Origin of the sequence: Paractinoplanes pyxinae, assembly GCF_026626335.1 — a bacterium.
Lineage (GTDB): Bacteria > Actinomycetota > Actinomycetes > Mycobacteriales > Micromonosporaceae > Actinoplanes > Actinoplanes pyxinae.
Genome location: NZ_JAPNTZ010000021.1, coordinates 104,002 through 126,627, shown reverse-complemented (window position 1 = coordinate 126,627; position 22,626 = coordinate 104,002). Strand labels below are relative to the sequence as shown.

Here is a 22,626-nt window from a genome sequence, read left to right as displayed (position 1 = left end):
TCCTGTCGATCATGGGCGCAGGTCGCACACCCAGACCGGGATTTCCTCGACGTCCGGGCCCGGCCCGTGCGGAACCGGCACCGGATCGAACTCGCCCCAGACGATCGCCCCCGGCGCGCGGTCCTCCAGGAACTCGACGACGATCCCTCGCAGGTCATCCGTCGTCCGGTACTTCTCGGTGAAGGGCAGCTCGTCGCGTCGGCACGACCCGGTGGAGCAGCGCAGCTGCCCCGCCTGCAGGTCGTGCCAGACATAGAAGGTCGCCGGCCCCACGTGCGTCGAGGCGGCGACCTGCTCCCGCAGCAACTCGATCGTCTCCTCGAAGGCGCCGATCACCTCGTCGGCCGACAGGCCCATGCGCTCGTGCGGCGGAGCGCCGAACCAGCTGGTGTTGGCGGTCTCGGTGTCCTGGTCGTCTGGGGCAAGCACGAGTGTCTCGCCCGCGATCGCGCGGATCTCCTTCAACAGCACGCGCCCCAGTCTGCCGGTCCGCCCCCACCCGGGCCCAACCGGGCAGCTCGGCCACCCGGCCCATTCCCCCGGCCCGATCGGACCACCCCATTCGGGGGCGGAGTCGGCCTTCCCGGTGACCGCGCACTCCTGACCTGCTTTTCCTGGGGCCGGGTGGCCCGGAGGGGCCACCCGGCAGTGAGATCAAGCGGCGACGGGCTCCTTTCGGGTTCGGCGGGAGCGACGGGCGGGAGCGGGCTCGGCGGCGGTCAGCTTCTCGACTTCGACGGCGATCTCCTCGTCGGTCGGCGCCTCTTCGCTCGGGGACTCGTCGCGCTCGTCGGAGGAATCGGCCGGGGCGTCGTCCTCGGGCGGGGTGGCGGCGGCGACCACGTCGAGGAATGTGGGGGCCTCGTCGTCGGGGATGCCCTCGCCGAAGATGGCGGGGGCGTCGTCGGGCGGGACCGGGCTCGACGGTTCGCCGCCGATGAAGGCCGCGTCCTCGACCGGGCTCGACGAGCGGGAGTTGCGGGCGAAGCGGGACCGGCCGCGGGCCAGGTCGTGGCCGATCGAGACCGCCTCCAGCTCGTACGTGATGTGGTCGTTGCCCTCGGCGTCCTTCCAGTCGCGGGTGAAGAACCGGCCGTACACGATGATCGGGTCGCCGACCGAGATCGACGAGATCACGCCCTCGGCCAGCTTGCGCCAGGCGGTCACCCGCACCCGCAGGCTGCGGCTGTCGACCCAGGTGTTGGTCTCGCGGTCGAACCGGCGCGCGTGCGACGCGACCCGGAAGTTGGCGACCATCGAACCGGACTGTTCGAGCCGCCGCCATTCCGGCGCGACGAGCACATTGCCCACGATGCAGAGATTCGTGTCGAACACTTGTGACCTCCTGTTGTGTTGCGGTGAGGTCGGCAGCTTCGCGCTCGGAACGCACCGGCCGGGGATCTTGAGCCGTGGGCTGTGGACAAGGCGGGCGGCTGTGGATATCGGCCGCGCGGCTGTGGTTTCTGATACTGCGCGCGGGTGCGTACCGGTGGGTAGCCTGGGGGCCGTGGAGATCGACGTACTCGGAGAGCCGTACGAGCGGCACACGATCGACTTGGGTCGCGACGACGAGGGCGCCGTGGTGGCCACGCTGGTGCGCCGGCGCGGCAACGTGCCCAGCCGGCGGGCCGTGCTCTATGTGCACGGTTTCGTGGACTATTTCTTCCAGACCCATCTGGCCGATTTCTTCGTCGAACGCGGCTGGGATTTCTACGCGCTCGACCTGCGCAAGTACGGCCGCAGCCTGCTCCCCCACCAGACGCCGAACTTCGCGCGCAGCCTCACCGACTATTTTCCCGAGCTGGACGAGGCGGCCCGCATCATCCGCGGGCAGGACGGCCACGATCAGCTGCTGGTGGCCGGCCATTCCACCGGCGGCCTGATCACGTCGCTGTGGTCGCACGCGCGGCAGGGCCAGGGCATCGTCGACGGACTATTCCTGAACAGCCCGTTCTTCGATTTCAACGTGCCGTGGCTGGTGAAGCGGCCGCTCATGGCGGCGACGATTGCCGCCACCCGTCGTACGCCGTATCGGAAGATCCCGATGGCGTCGCTCGGCCTTTACGGCCAGAGCCTGCACACCGAGCACCGTGGTGAATGGACGTACGACCTGGCCTGGAAGCCGGTGCTCGGCTTCCCGGTGACGGCCGGCTGGCTGGAGGCCGTCCGGCGCGGTCAGCAGCGGTTGCGCGCCGGGCTGGGCATCGACGCGCCCGTGCTGGTCGCCTGCTCGACCCGTACGTTCCGGGGAAAGGCCTGGCACGACGATCTACGCGTCTCGGATTCCGTGCTGGACGTGGAGCACATCGTGCGCTGGGCGCCGCGCCTCGGTCCGCGGGTCACGATCGCCCGTTTCGACGGCGGCATGCACGACCTCACGCTTTCCGGGAAAGAGGTACGCGTCGAGGTTTTCCGGGAGCTGGCCCGATGGACCGACGCTTTCCTCCCGCCCGTCGGGACGCCTGAGATCGAGGTACCACCGGCACCGGAGGACGAATAGAGTTCCGTACCTATGACCAAGGAGTCCGACTCACCGCCGCCCGACCCGGACGGCTGTCACACGCTGGACGAATTGGCCGCCACCCTGCGTGCGCTCAAATCGTGGGCGGGTGATCCCACCTTCGACACGATCAAGACACGCGTCAATACGCGGCTGCCGTCGACGGGTCGCGGCACGATCGCCGACTGTTTCCGCGACGGCCGCCGCCGGATAAACGCGGAACTGTTGCTCGCAATCGTCGCCGCGTTGCACGACAACCCCGAATATCTGGCCCGCTGGCGCCGGGCGATCCGGGTCACCCTGGCCGAGACGCAGGCCGCGGCCCAGGTACGGGTTCTCGCCGGCCTGCCCGGCGACGCCGACCCGTTCGTCGGCCGTGAGCCGCACCTGACCGCCCTCGACCGGGCCACCGGCGTCTGTGTGATCACCGGGATGGCCGGTGTCGGCAAGACCCGGCTCGCGGTGCACGCGGGTCATCGCCGTACGGCGGGAACTTCGCTTTTCGTCGATCTTCGAGGTTTTCACCCGGACGAGGCTCAGCCGCCCGCCGACCCCGCCGCCGTTCTGGACGGCTTTCTGCGCGCGCTGGGCGTCCCGGCCCGGCAGATCCCCCACGATCTCGCAGCCCGGTCGGCGCTGTTCCGCGAGCAGTTGGCCGGTCGTCGGGCGCTGGTGATTCTCGACAACGCCGCCGACGAGGAGCAGGTGCGCCCGCTGCTGTGCCCGGACGCGCTGACCGTCGTGACGTCCCGGCGCGACCTGGCCGACCTGGCCTCCGCGACCCGCGTCGACCTGGATGTTTTCACTCCAGCCGAGGCCGCCCAACTGCTCGGCAACGACACTTCCGAGGCGCTGGACCGGGTGGCGCGCCGATGCGGATACCTGCCGCTGGCGCTCACGATTGTGGCCGGTCAGATGGCGGCCACGCCGGACTGGACGGTGGCCGACCACGCCGACCGTCTCGAGGAACGCCACCGCAACTATCACCTCGACGACGGTGTCCAGCTGGCGTTGCACCTCTCCGACCAGCGGCTGCCGCCCGCCCGGCGCACGCTGTTGCGGCGGCTGGCCGGCCATCCGGGTCAGGATTTCGACGCGTACGCGGCGGCCGCGCTGCTCGACGCCGACCTCGGCCCGACCGAGGAGCATCTGCGCCGCCTGACGGCGGAGCACCTGGTGCAGCAGCCGGTTCCGGGGCGCTTCGTGCTGCACGACCTGGTTCGCGCGTACGCCGCCGAGCGCGCCACCGACGAGGAGCGCCCGACGGATCGCCGAGCGGCGCAAACCAGGTTGTACGACCTTTACCTGTACGCCGCGGCGGCTGCCATGGACGCGTTGCACCCCGCCGAGAAGCACCGACGACCCACGTTGCCCCCGCACGCCGTACGGCTGCCGGAACTCGACGACCCCAAGGCCGCCCTGCATTGGCTGGACACGGAAAGGTCGACGCTGGTCGCCGTGTGCCTGGCCTCCCCCGCGCACGCAGTGCCGCTGGCCGCAACCATTTACACCTATTTGGACAACGGCGGCTATCCGGCCGACGCCATCACCGTGCACAGCGCCGCCCGCGAAGCCGCAGTGGCGAACGACGACGCGGCCGGCGAGGCCGGCGCCCTGATCAACCTGGGTGTCGTGTTCTGGCAGCTGGGCCGCAACGCCGAGGCCCGCGACCGGATGAGCGAGTCGCTCGTACTCTTCCGCCGCCTGGCCGACGCCCGCGGTGAGGCACGCGCGCTGGGCAATCTCGGCGTGGTCTACAACGCGTTCGGCGACCAGGAGGCGTCGGCTGAACACCACGCGCAGGCGCTGGCCAAGTTCGTCGAGATAGGCGACCGCGTCGGCGAGGCCAACACCCTGACCAACCTGGGTGACGTGTACGTCCGGATGGGGCGCGTGCCGGAAGCGGCCGGCCACCATCGACGGGCGCTGGAGCTGTTCCGCGCCCTCAACCATCGAGGCGGCGAGGCGACCGCGCTCACCAACCTGGGCGACGCCGACACACGCCTGGGCAACCTCGCGGAGGCGCTCGACTCCCTCGACCGGGCGGTCGCCATCTTCGGCGAACTGGGCGAACGGTACGGGCAGACCTGCGCCCTGAACGGCCGGGCTGAAGCGCTGGCCGCGCTGGGCCGTAACCCCGAGGCCATCACCACGTACCGCCTGGCGCTGGGCCTGGCCAAACTGATCGACGACCCGGCCGAACAGTCCCGGGCCCGAACCGCCCTGACGGCGCTGGGCGCCCCACCTGTTGGCGACCCGCCAACATAGCCGTTCGGTCACCCTGGCGGCCGACTGCCGGTTACCCCCGGGCCGCCTTCGGCAAGATAAGCTGTGGCCCTCGCGCTCGTAGCTCAGCGGATAGAGCAACGGACTTCTAATCCGTCGGTCGCAGGTTCGAATCCTGCCGGGCGCGCCCTACTCGCCTGGGGCCCGAGCCCCAGACCCCACGCCGTGGGGGCAAGCCCCCCGGACCCCCCATCATCGTGTTGCTTCCCGCGGTCGCCTCGGCCCACGCCTTTTGCGCATCCGGCCGCCGGCCAACCGACCGTGCTGCTCGAAAATGCCCCGAACTGCCGGTTACTTCGGCGACCCCAGGTCCCCTCGTACATCGCATAAGCCGCCGGGCTAACACCGCCGCAGGTGCGCCGGTCCGAAAGCACCAGGGCGCGGAATCCGCAGGGCCGACGTTACGAAGACATCCAGCAGAAGAGGCGGTCACCTGCTGTCGCTGCTCGGCGTGCGAGGCCGACGAGATCGGTGAGGATTCGCAGCAATTCTCCTGGTGTCGTGGTGCCGCGCATCTCATCGATCTGCGACCACCACGCAGCCGACTCGGGCAGTTGTCGATCGTCGGTGCGAGCCAGCGGGTCGACAACCTGATCTCTCAGGGACACCGCCCAAGGCCCGTCGTCGTCATCCGAACAGACCTCTTGGAGGTCTACGAGGTCGACGCTCCAAGGGATTCCGAGCCGGTACGCGACCAGTTTGCCCAGGGTCACCACGGGTTCGATTCCGGCGGCATCGACACCGTCGGCAAGCTCGCGAGTTACTGGTGAGGCGCCGCGAGCGGCCTGCATAAGCTTGGCGACGGCTTCCTCATCAGCGGCTCAGAAGTAGTCGTAAAGGTTGGCCATGAAGAGCACCCCATCACAGCGAAGCTCAAACCCTGAATCGATCGCGATCTCGTGACGGCCGAGTTGGCTCCGGCTTGCGAACCTTGAAGCGGGCGATCTGTTTCGTGGTGGTGCGGGGAACCTCGAGGAGCAGTTCGTCGCCGGCGGAGACACGAAAGGCAGCCGACGGAGACACGAAAGGCAGGACGCCGTGGTCGCCGCGGACGGTCACTCGACGCCCGGCGAAGTGGAAACTCACCGGATGTTGACGCCCTGCCACAGCGAGCAGGCCAGTGACGTTGATGGTTCGTTCCACTTCGATGGCGTCGCCTGGCCCTACGCGGCCGGTGCTCACCGATGGCGCTCCGGCTGGCCGGCCGCCGTCGGTGAGTAGCTGGCGCAAGTGGGCGGGGCTGAGCCGGGACGGGACGGTCTTCCGGCCGACTCTGTCGAGGATCAAGTGAACGACGCTGGTGTCGGCCATACGGTGAGGTTGCGTCCAGCCCGGGCCGGTCCGAGCCAAAACTGCTGGCCACAGATGCCGAGGTTACCGGACGCGGGAGCAATCCGGCGGAGCTCAACTGCGAGGCTGGTCGAGTTCGCAGGGACGGCCGGTTCCGCACAGCCGCACGCTGCTGTGAAGAATTCCGGCTTGCGACTCGAGAGTAGGAGCTCACGTGGTCACACATGTCGTTCAGGTCGAACAGGATCGAGAAGTCCTTCAGGTTGTGCAGGGAGAGGTCGACCGGCTCGGCCTCAGCAGCGCCGCCATCACCCTGATCGGGGCGGTCAAGGAGGCCGAAGTCTCAGTGATGGCCAAGGACGACGAGAACGTCGACCACGTTCGCCGGTATGAGCAACCGATGGAGTTGTCCGGGACCGGGGAAGTCGTTGCAGGGCGGGTCCACCTGCACGTCGTTCTGGGCGGTGAGGACGTCACGGTGGCCGGCCATTTGCATCGCGCCGTTGTGGGCGGGTTCTTCGTCAGGGCTTACTTGACTGCCCTTGGTGAGTGACGGCATGGAGGACGAGGTCGGGCACCTGCTTTATGAGCTTTGCGTCCAGCTCGGGTTCTGCCTGTCACCTGAGGCTCAGCAGCGGCTGGTTCAGTCACCGCTGGGAAGTGTGGATGCGTTTACTGACGCCGTATTCGAAGCTGAGGGCCTCGGCGACATGAGCTACACGGATCTTCGCGAGAAGGTGCGGGAGCTGGTGGCAACGCACATGGGGCGGTGGGCCGAGGCGTGAGCGTTCACGCATGGTGCACTACTTCTTGCGTAGGAGAGGTGGGCGGGTCAGGATGAGGGCTGCCGTCGCTTGTCAGTGTGGACATGGGAACGGCACCCGGTTGCCGCCGGATGCCGTTGTTGCGACTGTCTCTTCAACTCCGCCCTTGTTGCCCCTGCAGTACATCACGCCTCCCCGCGGCTCGCCACCCTTCAACTTGCCATGTTGCAGATTGCGTACAAGCCGATGGGTCGAGGGTGGCCGACAGACCTCGCTCGCCGCGCTCTCGAAACGAGACGATCAGCGGCGTAGCTTGAGGTTGGCAGATGGTCACCAGCGGTGAGGAGCCACCCATGAAGAAGCTCATCAACGATCCCGCCAATGTCATCAGCGACGCGCTTCTCGGGTTCGCCGCGGCGCACCCGGACGTGCGCGTCGATTATGAGAACCGCATCGTGGTGCGCGGGGACGCGCCCGTGCAGGGCAAGGTCGGCCTGGTCTCCGGGGGCGGGTCGGGGCACGAGCCGCTGCACGCCGGGTTCGTCGGGCCGGGCATGCTCGACGCGGCCTGCGCCGGCGAGGTCTTCACGTCGCCCGTGCCGGATCAGATGGTGGCCGCCACCAAGGCCGTCGACGGCGGGGCGGGCGTGCTGCACATCGTCAAGAACTACACCGGCGACATCATGAACTTCGAGCTGGCGGCCGAGATGGTCGAGGCCGAGCACGGCACCCAGGTGGTCTCCGTCGTGGTCGACGACGACGTGGCCGTGCAAGACAGCCTGTACACCGCGGGGCGGCGCGGGGTCGGGGCGACCGTGCTCGTCGAGAAGATCGCGGGCGCCGCGGCTGAGGAGGGGCGGCCTCTCGGTGAGGTGGCCGACGTGGCCCGCAGAGTCAACTCGTACGCGCGAAGTATGGGTCTGGCCCTGACCAGCTGCACCGTCCCGGCGGCCGGCAAGCCGACGTTCGACCTGCCGGAGGGTGAGATGGAGGTCGGCATCGGCATCCACGGCGAGCCGGGCCGCCGCCGGGTGCCCGTCGCGCCGGCCAACGAGATCGCCGACATGCTGGTCAGCCCGATCCTCAGCGACCTCGACTTCACGGGCGGGGAGGGGGTCATCGCCTTCGTCAACGGCATGGGGGCCACGCCGCTGATCGAGCTGTACGTGATGTTCAACGAGGTCTCGCAGATCCTGGCCAAGGCGGGCATCCCGGTCGCCCGGTCGCTGGTCGGGCCGTACATCACAAGCCTCGACATGGCCGGCTGCTCGGTGACGCTGCTGAAGGCGGACGACGAGATCCTGCGATTGTGGGACGCGCCGGTCAACACGCCGGCCCTGCGGCGCGGGGTCTGAACGTGGACACCGAGGCTCTCACCGCCTGGATCCGGGAGTTCGCGCGCCTGATCTCGGCCAACAAGGCCGAGCTGACCGAGCTCGACTCGGCCATCGGCGACGGTGACCACGGCGCGAACATGGACCGGGGCATGACCGCCGTCGTGTCCGTCCTGGACGCCGAGCCCCAGGAGTCCCCGTCGGCACTGTTCAAGAAAGTCGGCATGACGCTGATCAGCAAGGTCGGCGGGGCCAGCGGTCCGCTCTACGGCACGGCCTTCCTGCGGATGGCCGCGGCCGCCGGCGACGACGTCGACCTGGCCAAGGTGCTGCGGGCCGGTCTGGACGGCGTGATCGCGCGGGGCAAGGCCGAACCGGGCGACAAGACGATGGTCGACGCGCTCGCCCCGGCCGTGGCCGCGCTCGAGGCGGGCAAAAGCGTGCAGGCCGCCGCCGCCGCCGCCGACCAGGGGCGCGAGGCGACGATTCCGCTGGTCGCGCGCAAGGGCCGGGCCAGCTACCTGGGCGAACGCAGCGCCGGGCACGCCGACCCGGGAGCCACTTCGGTGACGCTGCTGCTGGCCGCGGCGGCCACGACGCTCGGAGACAAAGCCTGATGGTCGGTCTGGTGGTCGTGGGCCACAGTCGCGCTCTCGCCACGGCCGCGGTCGCCCTCGCGTCCGAGATGACGCAGGGGCGGCCGCTCGCCGTCGAGGTCGCGGCCGGGCTGGACGAGACGACCTTCGGCACGGACGCGGTGGCGATCAGCGAAGCAATCACGGCGGCCGACAGCGGTGACGGCGTCGTCGTCCTGATGGATATGGGCAGTGCCGTGCTCTCGGCCGAGCTGGCGCTCGAGATGGTCGACGAGCCCGATCGCGTCATTCTCTCGCCCGCGCCGCTGGTCGAGGGCTTGATCGCGGCCGCGGTGGCCGCTGCTTCGGGCGCCGACCGGCACGAGGTCGCGGACGAGGCCGCCAACGGTCTGGCCGGCAAGCAGTCGCACTTCCAGCCCGAAAGCCCCGCGGAGGAACAGCGGGGGGGAACCCGTTTCAAGGTCGTCAACGAGCACGGTCTGCACGCTCGTCCGGCGGCTCGCCTGGTCACTGAGGTACGCGCCTTCGACGCGCGGGTCGAGCTGCGCAACGCCACGACCGGTTCGGGCTGGGTGCCCGCGTCCAGCCTGACCCGGGTGGCCACTCTGGGCGCTTTGCAAAACCATGAATTAGAGGTACGAGGGCAGGGCCGCGAGGCGGCGGAGGCGGTGAACCGGGTTGTCGCGCTGGCCGCCATCGGGTTCGGCGACACAGACGCAGCGGCCGCCAATCACTCGCATGCGGGCGGTGCCTCCCCCGGTGTAGGCATCGGCCCCGCCGTCCACCTCAGCGAAAAACCGATCGAACTCCCCGACGCCCCGTCTCAAGGCTCCGACATCGAGTGGCGCCGCCTGACCGAGGCGTTGCAGAAGACCCGTGACGAGATCGGCCGCCTGCACAGCCCCATCTTCGACGCCCACCTGCTGCTGCTCGAGGACGACGACCTGCTCACCGACGTACGGGCCCGGCTCGACCGCGGCGAACCGGCACCCCAGGCGTGGTCGGCGGCCACCACCCGGATCGCCGACGAGTTCGACGCGCTCCCCGACCCGTACCTGAAAGGCCGTGCTGCCGACGTCCGCGCGGTCGCCCAGCAGGTTCTGCGCGCGCTGCTGAAACTACCGCCGCCCACTTTGGACGGCGACGGCGTGCTGCTGGCGGCCGACCTCACGCCTGCCGACGCGGCCGCGCTCGACCCGAAGCGCATCGCCGGCGTGGTCCTGGCTTCCGGCAGCCCCACCTCGCACGCCGCCATCCTGACCCGCACCCGTGGCATCCCGGCCGTGGTCGGCGCCGGCCCGCGCATCCTCGAGATCCCCGACGGCACCCTGGTCGCGATGGACGGCGGCACCGGCGACGTGGTGGCCGACCCGTCCCCGGGCGTGCTGGCCGCGTACCGCGAAAAAGCGCGACAGCACGACGAACGCCGAGCCGAGGCGGCCCAGCACGCCTCGGCCGCCTCAGCCACCGGAACCGGCGTCACGATCGACGTCGGCGCGAACGTCGGCTCGGTCGAGGACGCCCGAGCCGCCGCCGCCAACGGCGCCGACCTGGCCGGCTTGGTCCGCACCGAGTTCCTGTTCCTCGACCGCGATCAGGCGCCCACCGTCGACGAGCAGGTCGCCGTCTACCGCGAAATCGCCCAGGCCCTGGGCGGCCGCCGCATCACCCTGCGCACGCTCGACGCCGGCAGCGACAAGCCCCTGCCCTATCTGCCGCCGCCGACCGAGGCCAACCCGTTCCTCGGCGTCCGCGGCCTGCGCCACTCCCTGACCCACCCCGAGATGTTCGCCGAGCAGCTGACGGCAATCGTCCGGGTGGCCCGCGAAACCCCGGTCAGCATCATGTTCCCGATGGTGACCACAGTGGACGAGCTCAAAGCGGCCCGAGCCATGCTGGCCGAGGCCGGCGACGCCCCCGGCCTGCAGGTAGGCATGATGGTCGAGGTGCCGGCCGCGGCGCTGCGGGCGGCCGACTTCATACCGTACGTCGACTTCTTCAGCATCGGCACGAACGACCTGACCCAGTACACGCTGGCCGCCGAACGCGGCAACGCGGCCCTGTCAAACCTGACGGCCGGCCTCGACCCGGCCGTGGCCCAACTGATCGACCACGTGTGCCGGGCCGCCGGCGACACGGTCCTGGTCTCAGTGTGCGGCGAACTGGCCGGCGACGAGGAGGTCGTGCCGAGGCTGATCGCGTCGGGTGTACGCGAATTGAGTGTCGCCCCCGGCCTGGTGCCCCTGGTCAAGCGGGCCGTCCGCGCCGCCTGACGACGCCCGGGTAAAGAGAGCCGTCCGCGCCACCCAATACAGGTTGACGGTGTTGGCCACCCCGACCAGCGCCTTGAGCGCGTAAAGGTCCATGAACTTGAGCGCGGACGGCGTCGCAATCACGCACACAGGTCATCCGGCAGTCTGCATCTAAACGATGAACGGCGACAGGTCGGCGGCCGGACGCCCACCGCATGCGACTGGATACATCACCGGTTGGTCGACGCTCGGCATGACGCTGCCTCACTCATCTCGTGCTGGTCCAGCACCATACGGTGAGGCATTGGTTACGGACCGGCCGGAAACTGGCACAACCTCGCTGGTCACCGCTGAGTCAGGTACGCCGCGGGGGCGCAAGTAGGGCCAGTTCTTATCGGGCGTTGCGCCCCTGAGGTCGTCGCGGGTCGTAGGTTCCCTCGAGGTAGGCAATGAACCGTTCCGGGTGCTGGACGTAGGTCGTGATGGTGCTTGGCCGATGGTTACCGCTATCGAGCAGCGCTCGGTGGTACCGGGCCAACCCGTCGCGAAGTTGAGCGGCTGTCCATGCTTGATTTGTCATGCGGTCCAGCGTGGCTCAGGCCATGAGGTTCAGATAGAAACACTCCCGTGCCAACTTGAGAATTGCTGCGGTGTCGCCCGTCGTGGGCCGGCCTGGATCAATCACCGGTGTCGCCTGACCTGATCATTCGCGGCGCCAGGAAATCGGACCTGCTTCGACGCTATCCGTGGGGCGACGCAGGACTGGTCGGGTGATCGGCAGCCGGATGCACAGAAGGCGTGGGCCGAGGCGACCGCGGGAAACAACACGATGATGGGGGGTCCGGGGGGCTTGCCCCCACGGCGTGGGGTCTGGGGCTCGGGCCCCAGGAAGGCTCAAGCGCGCCCGGCAGGATTCGAACCTGCGACCGACGGATTGGAAGTTCCATATAACCCGAATTGATCAATCTCGAATAGTTCGCGGCGGTATCTATTCGTCCAGCTAGACAACACTTTCGGTGCCGGGTCGTGACCACCCGTGATGCTGCCTTCGGCGGTGTCCGGGCACACATCGGGCACGCACGATCGCGCATCGCGCCCTGCCGTGATGCACACCCCAGGTCTATCCGCCCGCGTCTAAGGCTGGGTCGCTCTGCTCTTGACCACCTCACCAAGGCATTGACTCAACTCTCTGCATATTGTTAGCTACGCGCTGTGACTCGAACTGTCAAAGGGCGTAAGTCTCGTATCGCCACTGTCGCTCTGGCAGGCGGGTTGTTCGGGGCTGCGTTGTGCCTGCTGCTGTTGGCGTTCGTTCTGCGAGCTGGCGGTCTGCAGACCGCCGCGAACGTAGCTCAACTGATGTCAATCCCACTGGGGTTGCTCTCCCCGCTGGTGCTGCTACTGCTCTGGTGGCGTCGCGTGCGCCAGCCGACTCCGGTCACCTCGACTGATGTGGCTCAATTGCGTGAACATCTTGTCCCGCTGGTTCTTGAGAGATGGCGAACCGAGGCGCGGATACGTGCGCTCGACGACCCTGATCCGATCCCGGTGCAGTGGAGGGTCACCGACGATCACCGGCTTATCGACGTACCCGGCAACCTCACCAGCGGTGCGCTGACCGTCGCGTCTAGCGCTGACATCACCACGCTGGTCGGTGAGTTCCGGCGCCTGCGGCGCCGCCGGCTGGTGATCCTCGGCGGTCCCGGTGCCGGGAAGACCACACTCGCCATGCAAATTCTCTTGGGGCTTCTACGGGAACGTGAGGGAAACGATGCGGAAGCAGTGCCCGTGCTGCTTTCCGCAGCGAGTTGGAACCCTTGGCGCTACGAAGATTTATGGGAGTGGGTAGCCGACCGGATCGAGCAGGACTATCCGGAACTAGCTGCCGCGAACTATGGCGTCCAGACCCTGCAGGTGTTCGCGAAGCAGGGTCACGTGTTGCCGGTGGTTGACGGACTAGACGAGACAACACCGCAGGTGCGGCCGACTCTGCTAGCAGCTCTGCACGGCGCAATGGACGCCCAAACTCAGATGATCTTAACGAGCCGCGGCGATGAATATCTGGCCACGGTCGAGGCGTACGGGCGGGTAATGCCGTCTGCGGTGGTGATCGAGCCGGAACCGCTGTCCGCCGGCGCAGCGGCTGACTATATCGAGCGATGCCTGCCTGCCGAGCCGGGACTTGGGTGGCGCGCAGTTTTAAAGCGACTTCGGAATGCGGGGAACTCGTACGGCTCCGCTCATGCCCTTGCGGAGGTTGCCTCTGCGCCTCTGGGGCTGTGGTTACTACGGGTGACCTATGTAACGCCCCGGACAGATCCGGCGCCGCTAATCGACGAAGAATATATCGCAGGGGCCGACGCGCTACGGTCCCATTTATTCGACCGGCTCATCGAAGCCACGATCACGGCACGTCCGCCGAGCGATAGCCTGGCCGACTTATTCCGGCCGAAGCGGCAGTACGAGACTGCCGACGCCGAACGGTGGCTCCACTTTCTGGCGGTAAACCTGAACCGGCACGACACCCGAGACTTCAATTGGACACGAGATGTTCCCGCGTTAGCTCGAGCAGTACGCCCGGGCAGGATCACCCATCTGATAGAGGGAGCCGCTTCGGTTACCAAGACGTATGTTGACGAGCTACTGTCGCGAAGTCCACGCCGGGCCCTTCCCTTGATCGTGCCACCGCTGGCGGTGGCCATTCTATTGATTCTCTTACTGGGCAAGGTCACGACTGCTTTGAGCGGGCTCGTACTTGGCAGCGTCGCAAGCATCGTGCTCGGGGTGATCTCCGGTGCTGGCGCGGTGGCTGGTTTGCTCGCCGTAGCATTTCGGCTCTACGAGGCCGCCGAGTTCCCCGATCGATATGGTCCCGCAGACTTGGCGAATGATCTTATCGAACGCTGGCAGGGCGCTAAGCGGTTCCTCCGGGCTGCCGTTCCCACTGTCGCCTACGGGCTCATCTACGCCACGCTGACCGGCGTATGCGCCGGCGTGCCTTTGGCGCTACTCGCCCCTCACGTAAATGTAGGCCAGGCCAGTGTCGTCATCGGCGCGATGTTCGGCATCCTCGCCGGTTTTCGTTACCAGATGGACCTGATGATTCCGCCGGGGGGCGGCACTCGAACGCTCTGGTACGGCCTGCGTCCTTGGACCGGACTACGAAGCGGAGTGCTTTTAGGATTGCCTGTCGGCCTGCTTGGTGGCACTGCGAGCACGTTCATTTACGATCAGCAAAGCGCCTTTCTCCCATTGGTCGTGCTCACGACATCCGTCGCGTGCACACTGATCGTACTGTTGAGGGCACTCCTCATTCCGGTCTTCTGCAGCATCACCAGTCTTTGCGTGGCGGTTTTGAGACGACCGCAGCGCCATACGCATAACGAGGGCTCGCTCGGACTGTGGCGCGCCGCGGAGGCGGGCCAAAAGACTCGATTCGTCTACGCGGCAATCTTGACTGTATTCCTGAGCACGGCGGCCGCCATCGGTTGCCGAATTTTGTGGTCCACGCCGGCGTGGATTGCGCTTCGGCAGCATGGCCCCGCCGACTGGCTCGCCGCGCGGGTGCATGACTTCTCTTTTGTCTGGACCGGTCAACTCCGGTACATCGTCGCGTTGATGCTGGCTTGGATAGTCACAAGACTACTCCCGCCTCGCCGCCGAACGTGGTGGAGATGGGTGCCCTTCCTAGCGATCGCCGCGATAGTGATCAAACTCTGGCCGCGGTGGGCACCGCCGGACGCGTTTCGTCTTGTGCTGACCGGCCACTTCCAAGCGTTGGAGGTCGATTTCCGGCTGCAGGCATCAGCCAATGTCGCATCCCGGTGGGGACCCGGCACCGTACGCAGTACGTTGAATCTTGCAGACCTGATTAACCCGGGCCCGCTCCGGCAAGCGCTATTGTTTTGGCTTGCGCTACTCGGCCTTGGCATCGCAGGCACCCTGCTCGCGCGCGTTGAGGCGGCAAAACCCAAAACTTGGTGGATCAATCGGCTAACCAGCCTCCCGCACGTACTGGCCGGTCGGCTTCCGGCAAACCTGATCGACTTTCTCGACGATGCTCACCGCCTCGGCCTCCTGCGTACGGTAGGCACCACCGTCTACCAGTTCCGGCATGCTGAGTTTCAAGACCACCTCGCTCGCGACGACGGTGACCGTGAGTGGCGGGCCTAGCACATGAGACATCCCAGATTCCCGGGTGGCTATCCGGCGTTGACTGACGTATAGCGGACCCTGCAATGTGTCATCTGTGCCGCCGCACTCGGCCTTCTGGTAGGAAGCTGAGGCGTGTGAGGAGTCTTTGTGACGCGCGCTGACCATTCTGGGACGTGCTATCACCAGCAGTCCTTAGACGACTTCTCGCTACTCAAGAAGAGGCTGAAGAGGCCCGCCGCCTAAGCGCAACACAAACGCGTCGAGGCCGCTAGCTCAATGCTGGCGGCCTCGACGACGATCCGGGTTAAGAAGCGGGCGGGAGCTGATTCGGAGGCTCCGGAGGATCGGCCGGAGGCTGAGGCAAAAGCCAACGCCTCGGGTCGAACTTGCTGGACAGGGAAGCCCACCTCTCAAGGGCCTCCAGCCCATACCGATGAGCGACGTACAGCCCGGTTCCCAGGTGCGCGAGATATGCGATCAGCACGACGCATACGGACAGGAAGAACCACATCGTTGGGGATGCACCCTTCGTGCGGCACGCGCTGAGCCACGTGATCAACACGGATGCATCGGTTGGTTCTGTGCCTGATGCGACGGTTCGCTGACCCGCTCAGAGGTCGCGGAAGATGTGTTCCTTTGTTGAGCGCGACAATCACAACTTCCGTCCATCAGATCGTATTCCCGCTGTGTCAGGCACCCGACAGAACGACAGCCCGAACCTCGGTACTCCTCCATAAGAAAGAACCGCAAGACGGAGGCCGCCGCTGTGTACTGGCGGCCTTCTTGCTACCCGCCGGTGATTCGGCGGTTGATGACTCCAGCGGTTACGTCAACCGCGACATCGCCGCCAGGGCCTTTGAACCACGCTGCCGCCCGACGGAGATACCCCTACTCTCTTCATCTTGTTCTCCATCGGCAGCGCGGTTCAGCTCGGTGACCAGCCGTTCCGCCATTTGTTCTGGTGTCGGCCATGCGCCAACGGTCCGGCGGGCATGCCCCGACACATCAGCGATGCGATTGACCTCGGTCTTCCCGCTCGATCACACGCGAGTTGTACCGCTGGGTGTACGGCCGGGGCCGTGGGCGAGCACAGCAGGTGTTTCCGCTGTTGGGCTCAAGCGCGCCCGGCAGGATTCGAACCTGCGACCGACGGATTAGAAGTGGCTCCGCCTTTGCGGTTCGCCCGGTCTATCAGGGCCTATGTGGTCTCGTCGATGTCAGAAGACCCCAAGAAACTAAGCGCTGGTCTGTAGTTCGCTCCACGCTCGGCTCCACGAGGGGCCGAGCGGCTAGCTCCGCGTATGGCGGAGCTAGCCGCGGTTTAGAAGAGGCTCAGCTGAGTGAACCTGCCTGGCTTGGACTGGCCGCTCACCCGCCGCCTGGTCTTGGGCGCTGGAGCGATCGGCACGGCCGCGATCACGTTGCCCGCGGCCGTGAGGAACAGCCCGGCCTCGCGCGTGCCGAGGTTGACCACGCTCACCCCGGCCAACGCGAACACCCGTGTTTGACCGGGCGCGACCATGTGCGCCTCGACCACCAGGTCCGGCCGCTCGTCTGCCTGAGGGCCGGACCATCCCGTCGCGAGTCGCACCCGCTCTCACCGCCCCTCGGTGAGCTTGGCCAACTCCCGGTCCATCCGCCGCCGGCCCGACTTCACCAGCCGGTCCGCCGTCGCCTTGTTCGCCGCCCGCGTCGCCCGGCCCTTCGACGCCGCCGCGACTCGCTTCGCCGCCTGCTCCCGCGCGTCATCGACCTCGCGGCCCTCGATCCAGTCCGACAGCCACTCGCTGAACACGAATAGCGCCACGATCAGCACCCCGTACACCCGCTCGCCCACCGTGTCACCGACGAACACGTTGCACGCCAGGCTCAAGGGCCGCCGCCACCTGCACCCGGAAGCCCAGCTACCGGGTGTCGCGGCTGAAAGCCGCGCCCCGCATCACCATGCCGATCACCGCGATCCCGTCGATCGCGAACAGCGTCGTCCACGCCTACTAACAGTGCAGCTCCAGCTTGTGCCGGAAGCCCCTCGGCGTGCGGCTGTGCGGAAGGATTTCACCGTGGAAGAGAGACCTTCGTGAACGCCACGGCCTACTCGTTCGCCCGGACGGCCGAAGAACGCGACGCGTTCCAATTGGCCGCACAGGATCTGGTCGGCCTGGTGATCGCGTGCGCTACGTCGGCATCGACTACGAGCGGAGCGATCGGGCTCCCGACCACCGCGGTCCCCGTCTCATCGTCGACGAGGACGAGTGGGCCCAGCCGTCGTGGCGTTACAACGACTTCGACGCGATCGACTACGGCGTCGAGATCGAAACCACGGCTGACCGGGTGTTCACCATGACCTGGGATTCGCCCGGCTGGACCGAAGGGATCAGCCTCCGGGAGACGCCGATGCTCGGCTTCGCCGCCGCGCACGATGCGGACGTCGCGATCTGGGACGTCAGCGAATACAGCAACTGGTCGCCCTACATCGGCCGGCCCATCGACGAAGTCACCCTGCACTACCAGCCATCCGGCGGCACGACCCCACTCGACAGCGGCTTCTGGTGCCCCGCCATCACACTCGCCGTCGGCGGCAGCCCGATCCACATCCTGCTCGGCGACGCAGACCCGTCAAAGGAGACGCTCAACTACTCGGCGGACAACATCGCCGTGGTCTTTCCCCCGAACAACCCCCCTAGTTGGGTCAAGCACTAGCGGGCTACACCCGAAATCGCTGCGGGGCGCCGCTCATCGGCTTCCGCAAACGACTGGGAGCAACCCGACGATGGAGGTCCGAGGGGCTTGCCTCCGCGGCGTGGGGTCTGTGGCCTGGTTCCGAGGACGGCTCAGCGCGCCCGGCAGTGCCCTGCCCGCCGGGATTCGAACACGAGCCCAAGGGAAAGGTTCCCTTCGTCGGATCGGCCAGATTGTTCGACCTGGTCAAGCGAGCCGCCCGCGTCGCTTGAGTACGCCGGTCAGCCCGCCCGGCGCGAAGTAGACGGCCAGCACGAACAGCGTGCCCAGGATGAACAAAGGCTGCCCGAGCGGTCCGGGCAGCCCGCCGCCGATCTGGGTGAGGCGTTGGTCGAGGTACGCGTAGACGACCCCGCCGACCACCGCGCCCCAGCGGGTGCCCGCTCCGCCGAGCACGGCCATGACGATCAGCGAGAGGGTCAGGTCGGCCGAGGCCAGGTGCGGCGACGCCCCGCCGACGATCAGCGCGTGGACCGCCCCGCCGAGCGCGGCCAGGGCGCCGGCCAGGACGAAGGTGCCGAGCTTGAGCCGGTACGCGGACAGGCCCAGCACTGACACCCGGCGCTCGTCGTCGCGCAGGCCGGTGAGCACCCGGCCCAGCGGCGCCCGGTCGATGCCGTGCACTACGACCACCACGAGCAGCAGGAAGGCCAGCGCCACCCAGTACAGGTTGACGGTGTTGGCCACGCCGACCAGCGCCGCGGGCAGGCCCGCGCTGTCCAGCGGCAGTCCCTCCTCGCCGCCGGTGAGGCCGCCCGGGTCGCGGTTGACGACGATCCACCCGACCTGCGCGAAGGCCAGCGTGACCATGGCGAAGGCGATTCCCGTCGTACGCAGGGCAACCGCACCCAGCAGCGCCGCGAGCACGGCCACGGCCGGCACCGTCGCCGCGACTGCCGCCCACAGTGGCCAGTGCGCATGGCTGACCAGGATGTCGGTGCCGTACGCGCCGGCCGCGATGTAGAGCGCGTGCCCGAACGACAGCAGCCCGGCCCGCCCGAAGAGCAGGTCGTAGCCCAGCGCCAGCCCGCCGAAGACCAGGCAGATCGCCAGCATCTGCAGCGTGCCGGGCGAGTTGAGCGTCCCCTCGAAGAGGCCCGGCACCGGCAGCGTCGAGTACGGCAACGCGAGCAGCGCGACCAGCACGAGCAGGGGAACGAAGCGTTTCATGCGGTCGCCGCCGTTCTCGCGAGGCCCGAGGGACGCAGAAGCAGAACCAGGGCGAGCAGCACGACCACGCTGACGTCCCCCGCCCCCGCGGTCCCGTAGTAGTTGACGAATTGCTGCAGCAGGCCGACCACGACGGCGGCCACGGCCGACCCGGTGACCGAGCCGAGCCCGCCGATGACCACCACGATGAACGCGAAGATCAGCAGCGACGCGCCCTGCCCGGGCGAGACCGAGCCGAAATACATGCCGCCCAGCACCCCGGCCGTGCCCGCCAGCGCCCCGCCGATGGTGAAGACCAGCGTGAACGCGCGCCGCACGTCGATGCCGAGGGCGCTCACCATGTCCCGGTTCTCCACGCCGGCCCGGATGATCAGGCCGTACCGGGTCTTGTGCAGGAACGCCAGCAGCGCCAGCAGCACCACCACGGCGGTGCCGATGAGAAGGAAGCGGTCGTCGGGCACCTGGGCCGAGCCGATCGTGGTCACCTCGCTCGCCCATGCCGGGCGGGGATACGTACGCGGATCGGCGCCCCACACCGACTGCAGCAGCGCCACCCCGGCCAGCGACAGCCCGACGGTGACCAGCACCTGCTCGGTGGGCCGCTTGTAGAGCGGGCGGATCAGCACGACTTCGACCAGAGCTCCGGTGGCGGCGCCGGCGGCGATGCCGAGCGGCACGGCCACGGCGAGACCCCAGCGCGGGGCGGCCCACCAGGTGGCGTACGCGCCGATCGAGAGAAACAGGCCGTGGGCGAAGTTCAGCACGCCGGCCAGCCCGAACACGAGCGACAGCCCGCTGGCGATCAGGAAGTACAGCGCGGCCAGCCCCAGACCGGTCAGGGTCAGCAGAATGACGGTGGACATCAGGACCTCCCGACGCCGAGCAGGGTGCGGGTGCGGCCGGCGTCGCCCAGCAGGTCGCTCGCTGTGCCAGTCCAGGCGACCCGCCCGGCTTCCAGCACGACGGCCCCGGCGGCGAGCCGGCGGACCACGGCCAGGTTCTGCTCGACCAGCAGGATCGGCACGTGCTCGGCCACCCGGGCCAGCACGGCAGCCACCGACGAGACCACGGCAGGGGCCAGGCCCTTGGTCGGCTCGTCGACCAGCAGCAGGCGGTTGCGGTTGAGCAGCACGCGGGCGATGGCGACCATCTGCTGCTGACCGCCCGAAAGGGTGCCCGCCCGTTGACCGGCCCGGGCCCGCAGCTCGGGGAAGAGTTCGTGCACGGTGTCGTAGTCGGGATCGGGCCCGCGGACGGCCAGGCGCAGGTTCTCGGCGACGGTGAGCCCACCGAAGACGCACCGGTCCTCCGGCACGTAACCGAGGCCCGAGCGCACCAGCTTGTGGGTGGGGCGGCCCAGCACGGGTTCGCCGCCGAACTCCACGGCCCCGGACGCCGGGACCTCGCCCAGGATCGCCCGCAGCGTCGTGGTCTTGCCGACCCCGTTGCGGCCCAGCAGGGCGGTGACACCGGCCGGGGGCACGTCGAACGTGACGCCCTGCAGGATGTGCGAGCCTCCGAGCCGTACCGACAAATCGCGAAGCCGCAGGATCACAGTTCCTCCCCCAGGTACGCCTCCTGCACGGTGGCGTCGGCCATGACCTCGGCCGGCGTGCCGATGGCGAGCAGGGCGCCGTGGTGCAGCACGGCCACTCGGTCGGCCAGCTCGAGCACGACGTCCATGTGGTGTTCGACCATCAGCACGCTGCGCCCGTCCCCGGTCAGCCCCTTGATCACCTTGACCAGCGCCGGCACGTCCTCGGCGCTGACCCCGGCCATCGGCTCGTCCAGCAGCAGCAACCGCGGCGAGCCGGCCAGCACCAGGGCGATCTCGAGCTTGCGCTTCTCGCCGTGGGCCAGTTCCCCGGCCGGCCGGGCGGCGCGATCGTCCAGGCCGACCTCGGTCAGGATGCGCTCGGCCGTCTCGGTCACCGCCCGGTCGGACCGGCTGCGCCAGGGCCGGGTCGCCCCGCCCTCGCGGGCTCGCACGGCCAGCTCGACGTTCTCGAGCACGGTCAGCGAAGCGAAGACGGCCGAGGTCTGGAACGTGCGGCCCAACCCGCGGCGGGCCCGCTGGTGCGGCTTGGCTTTCGTGACGTCGTCGCCGCCCAGCACGACCCGGCCCGCGCTCGGCCGGCGCAGCCCGCTGACCAGGTTGAACAGCGACGTCTTGCCGGCGCCGTTGGGGCCGATGAGGGCCACGAACTCGCCCGGCTCGACGGCCAGCGTCACGTCGTCGACGATCGGGACGGCGCCGACGCGCCACGACACCCGGTCGACCAGCAGTGCGGTCATGCCGCCGGGGGCGCCGCGTCGGTGGCGCTGATCGTGGCGGTCGGGGTCGCCGTGTCGCCGCTCAGCTTCGCCTGGAACATCGGCTGCAGCAGGGCGTGGTCCTCCGCGCGTACGGTCAATTGGCCCTTGACCGAATCGAAGCTGTAACCCTCGAGCGCGGTGACCATCTTGTCGGCGTCGTAACCGGCCTCCAGCGCGTGCACGATCATCTGCGCCGCCGCGAAGCCGTCCGGGTGGAACAGGTCGGTCTTGCCGCCCGGCACGGCTTGGGCCAGCGCCTTCTGGGCCGCGTTGTCGGTCGCGCCGTCGAAGTAGTGCGCGAGCAGGTGCAGCTTGGCCCCGCCGGCGCCGAAGGCGGGCCACGAGGCGCGGATGTCGAGGCCGGTCACCACCGTGGTCGACGACAGCACGCCCTGCTGGTCGAGCGCCTGCCACATCGCGCTGGCCGTGCTGCCGGCCCAGGCCACGAAGACGAGGTCGGGCTTGGCCGCCTTGACCTGGCCCGCGAACGGGGTGAAGTCGGTGGCGGTGGCGGGCACCGCGATGTCGCTGACGGTCACGCCGTTGCCGCCCAGCACCGACTTGACGGCGGCCACATTGGACTTGCCGAAGGCCGAGTCAGGCGCGAAGACCAGCACCTTGCGGCCGTCGCCGAGATAGGCCTTGGCCGTCTGCACGTCCTGGAACGACTGCCGGCCGGACCGGAACGTGTAGCGGTTGACGCCGGTGATGCCGTCGGCCGCGGCCGGGCCGGACACGAACAGCACCTTGTTGGTCTCGGCGAGCGGCGCCACCTGCAGCGCGACGCCGGACGAGGTGGAGCCGGCCAGCACCTTGTAGCCCTTGCCGATCAGGTCCTTGGCCGCCGACACCGCCTTGACCGGGTCGCCCGCGTCGTCGGCGTAGGTCACGTTGACCTCGCGGCCGCCGACCTTGCCGGTGCCGCCGGTGGCGTACGCGAGCCCGGCCTTGAAGCCGTCCACGTACTGCTGGCCGTAGCTGGCCAGCGGCCCGCTCTGCGAGTACACGATCCCGACGTTCAGCGGGGACGACGCGTCGCCGCCGGTCGCCGCGTCCTGCGGGCTGCCGCAACCGGCCGCGACGACGGCCACGGCGGTCAGGAGGCCACCGGCGAGCAACGCCCGCCGGGATGTCGCCGATCCACTCATGGGAGGCCTTCCAATGCATCGATGGTGTGCGTTGGCTCACGTTAGGACGGCGCCCGGGACGTATCCATGGGCTTCG

At 68.4% G+C, this 22,626-nt stretch carries 20 protein-coding genes and 1 tRNA gene; 10 read left to right on the top strand and 11 right to left on the bottom strand.

From position 1 onward, the window contains the following. Positions 1–9: 9 nt before the first annotated feature. Both OWR29_RS42435 and OWR29_RS42430 read right to left on the bottom strand, forming a co-directional pair. On the bottom strand, positions 10–471 hold the full coding sequence (locus OWR29_RS42435; RefSeq protein WP_267569278.1) for a hypothetical protein: 462 nt from the start codon (positions 469–471) through the stop codon (positions 10–12). Positions 472–654: 183 nt separating this feature from the next. Beyond that, entirely contained in the window at positions 655–1,335 is a 681-nt protein-coding gene (locus OWR29_RS42430) for a single-stranded DNA-binding protein (protein ID WP_267569277.1), read from the bottom strand. A gap of 172 nt (positions 1,336–1,507) precedes the next feature. Between OWR29_RS42430 and OWR29_RS42425 the strand changes: the two genes are divergently transcribed. The 3 genes from OWR29_RS42425 to OWR29_RS42415 all read left to right on the top strand — a co-directional run bounded on the left by OWR29_RS42425 (position 1,508) and on the right by OWR29_RS42415 (position 4,913). Further along, entirely contained in the window at positions 1,508–2,500 is a 993-nt protein-coding gene (locus tag OWR29_RS42425; protein WP_267569276.1) for an alpha/beta hydrolase, read from the top strand. Between the two features lie 12 nt (positions 2,501–2,512). Then, positions 2,513–4,768 (top strand): tetratricopeptide repeat protein, encoded by a 2,256-nt coding sequence (locus tag OWR29_RS42420; RefSeq protein WP_267569275.1) that lies wholly within the window; start codon positions 2,513–2,515, stop codon positions 4,766–4,768. A gap of 72 nt (positions 4,769–4,840) precedes the next feature. Further along, positions 4,841–4,913 (top strand) — tRNA-Arg (locus OWR29_RS42415). 274 nt (positions 4,914–5,187) lie between these two features. Here the strand turns inward: OWR29_RS42415 and OWR29_RS42410 are convergent. Further along, positions 5,188–5,577 carry a hypothetical protein gene (locus OWR29_RS42410; RefSeq protein ID WP_267569274.1) on the bottom strand — a complete coding sequence of 130 codons (390 nt, stop codon included), beginning with the start codon at positions 5,575–5,577 and terminating at the stop codon, positions 5,188–5,190. 82 nt (positions 5,578–5,659) lie between these two features. Continuing rightward, positions 5,660–6,097 (bottom strand): hypothetical protein, encoded by a 438-nt coding sequence (locus tag OWR29_RS42405; protein WP_267569273.1) that lies wholly within the window; start codon positions 6,095–6,097, stop codon positions 5,660–5,662. 193 nt (positions 6,098–6,290) lie between these two features. Here OWR29_RS42405 and OWR29_RS42400 point away from each other — a divergent pair, with 193 nt between their 5' ends. The 6 genes from OWR29_RS42400 (at position 6,291) to OWR29_RS42375 (ending at position 15,195) form a co-directional block, all read left to right on the top strand. Beyond that, a complete protein-coding gene (locus tag OWR29_RS42400; protein ID WP_267569272.1) occupies positions 6,291–6,629 on the top strand; it encodes a PCC domain-containing protein in 339 nt (112 codons plus the stop codon). 4 nt (positions 6,630–6,633) lie between these two features. Continuing rightward, positions 6,634–6,861: a hypothetical protein gene (locus OWR29_RS42395; protein ID WP_267569271.1), complete on the top strand. Its 228-nt coding sequence runs from the start codon at positions 6,634–6,636 to the stop codon at positions 6,859–6,861. Between the two features lie 332 nt (positions 6,862–7,193). Then, entirely contained in the window at positions 7,194–8,195 is a 1,002-nt protein-coding gene (gene dhaK, locus OWR29_RS42390; RefSeq protein WP_267569270.1) for a dihydroxyacetone kinase subunit DhaK, read from the top strand. Positions 8,196–8,197: 2 nt separating this feature from the next. After that, positions 8,198–8,791: a dihydroxyacetone kinase subunit DhaL gene (gene dhaL, locus OWR29_RS42385; protein ID WP_267569269.1), complete on the top strand. Its 594-nt coding sequence runs from the start codon at positions 8,198–8,200 to the stop codon at positions 8,789–8,791. Next, a complete protein-coding gene (gene ptsP / locus OWR29_RS42380; protein ID WP_267569268.1) occupies positions 8,791–11,043 on the top strand; it encodes a phosphoenolpyruvate--protein phosphotransferase in 2,253 nt (750 codons plus the stop codon). Before dhaL ends, ptsP begins: the two co-directional genes overlap by 1 nt. Before the next feature lie 1,191 nt (positions 11,044–12,234). Further along, on the top strand, positions 12,235–15,195 hold the full coding sequence (locus OWR29_RS42375) for an NACHT domain-containing protein (RefSeq protein WP_267569267.1): 2,961 nt from the start codon (positions 12,235–12,237) through the stop codon (positions 15,193–15,195). A 1,303-nt stretch (positions 15,196–16,498) separates the two neighbouring features. Here the strand turns inward: OWR29_RS42375 and OWR29_RS42370 are convergent. Together OWR29_RS42370 and OWR29_RS42365 are read right to left on the bottom strand one after the other, a co-directional pair. Continuing rightward, positions 16,499–16,768, bottom strand: coding sequence for a hypothetical protein (locus OWR29_RS42370; protein ID WP_267569266.1), 270 nt, complete (start codon positions 16,766–16,768; stop codon positions 16,499–16,501). Between the two features lie 6 nt (positions 16,769–16,774). Further along, a complete protein-coding gene (locus OWR29_RS42365) occupies positions 16,775–17,014 on the bottom strand; it encodes a hypothetical protein (RefSeq protein ID WP_267569265.1) in 240 nt (79 codons plus the stop codon). A 332-nt stretch (positions 17,015–17,346) separates the two neighbouring features. On the opposite strand from OWR29_RS42365, the gene OWR29_RS42360 reads away from it, so the two are divergent. After that, positions 17,347–17,877 (top strand): hypothetical protein, encoded by a 531-nt coding sequence (locus OWR29_RS42360; RefSeq protein WP_267569264.1) that lies wholly within the window; start codon positions 17,347–17,349, stop codon positions 17,875–17,877. 225 nt (positions 17,878–18,102) lie between these two features. Here the strand turns inward: OWR29_RS42360 and OWR29_RS42355 are convergent, their stop codons facing one another. The 5 genes from OWR29_RS42355 to OWR29_RS42335 are packed head-to-tail and all read right to left on the bottom strand — an operon-like array spanning position 18,103 to position 22,550. Then, positions 18,103–19,086 (bottom strand): branched-chain amino acid ABC transporter permease, encoded by a 984-nt coding sequence (locus OWR29_RS42355; protein ID WP_267569263.1) that lies wholly within the window; start codon positions 19,084–19,086, stop codon positions 18,103–18,105. Next, complete coding sequence (locus OWR29_RS42350; protein WP_267569262.1) at positions 19,083–19,949, bottom strand: branched-chain amino acid ABC transporter permease; 867 nt, start codon at positions 19,947–19,949, stop codon at positions 19,083–19,085. Before OWR29_RS42350 ends, OWR29_RS42355 begins: the two co-directional genes overlap by 4 nt. Continuing rightward, on the bottom strand, positions 19,949–20,641 hold the full coding sequence (locus OWR29_RS42345) for an ABC transporter ATP-binding protein (RefSeq protein ID WP_267569261.1): 693 nt from the start codon (positions 20,639–20,641) through the stop codon (positions 19,949–19,951). Before OWR29_RS42345 ends, OWR29_RS42350 begins: the two co-directional genes overlap by 1 nt. After that, the gene (locus OWR29_RS42340) at positions 20,638–21,381 is read right to left on the bottom strand and encodes an ABC transporter ATP-binding protein (RefSeq protein ID WP_267569260.1); all 744 of its coding nucleotides are present in this window, start codon (positions 21,379–21,381) and stop codon (positions 20,638–20,640) included. The genes OWR29_RS42345 and OWR29_RS42340 overlap by 4 nt, the downstream gene beginning before the upstream one ends. Then, a complete protein-coding gene (locus tag OWR29_RS42335; RefSeq protein WP_267569259.1) occupies positions 21,378–22,550 on the bottom strand; it encodes a substrate-binding domain-containing protein in 1,173 nt (390 codons plus the stop codon). Before OWR29_RS42335 ends, OWR29_RS42340 begins: the two co-directional genes overlap by 4 nt. Between the last annotated feature and the right edge of the window lie 76 nt (positions 22,551–22,626).

Excerpts from the sequence above, each read along its gene's own strand:
- ptsP (WP_267569268.1), top strand. The coding sequence starts at position 8,791 with ATGGTCGGTCTGGTGGTCGTGGGCCACAGTCGCGCTCTCGCCACGGCC.
- OWR29_RS42410 (WP_267569274.1), bottom strand. The coding sequence starts at position 5,577 with ATGCAGGCCGCTCGCGGCGCCTCACCAGTAACTCGCGAGCTTGCCGAC.
- OWR29_RS42335 (WP_267569259.1), bottom strand. The coding sequence starts at position 22,550 with ATGAGTGGATCGGCGACATCCCGGCGGGCGTTGCTCGCCGGTGGCCTC.
- OWR29_RS42405 (WP_267569273.1), bottom strand. The coding sequence starts at position 6,097 with ATGGCCGACACCAGCGTCGTTCACTTGATCCTCGACAGAGTCGGCCGG.
- OWR29_RS42340 (WP_267569260.1), bottom strand. The coding sequence starts at position 21,381 with ATGACCGCACTGCTGGTCGACCGGGTGTCGTGGCGCGTCGGCGCCGTC.
- dhaK (WP_267569270.1), top strand. The coding sequence starts at position 7,194 with ATGAAGAAGCTCATCAACGATCCCGCCAATGTCATCAGCGACGCGCTT.
- OWR29_RS42420 (WP_267569275.1), top strand. The coding sequence starts at position 2,513 with ATGACCAAGGAGTCCGACTCACCGCCGCCCGACCCGGACGGCTGTCAC.
- OWR29_RS42355 (WP_267569263.1), bottom strand. The coding sequence starts at position 19,086 with ATGAAACGCTTCGTTCCCCTGCTCGTGCTGGTCGCGCTGCTCGCGTTG.
- OWR29_RS42350 (WP_267569262.1), bottom strand. The coding sequence starts at position 19,949 with ATGTCCACCGTCATTCTGCTGACCCTGACCGGTCTGGGGCTGGCCGCG.
- OWR29_RS42395 (WP_267569271.1), top strand. The coding sequence starts at position 6,634 with ATGGAGGACGAGGTCGGGCACCTGCTTTATGAGCTTTGCGTCCAGCTC.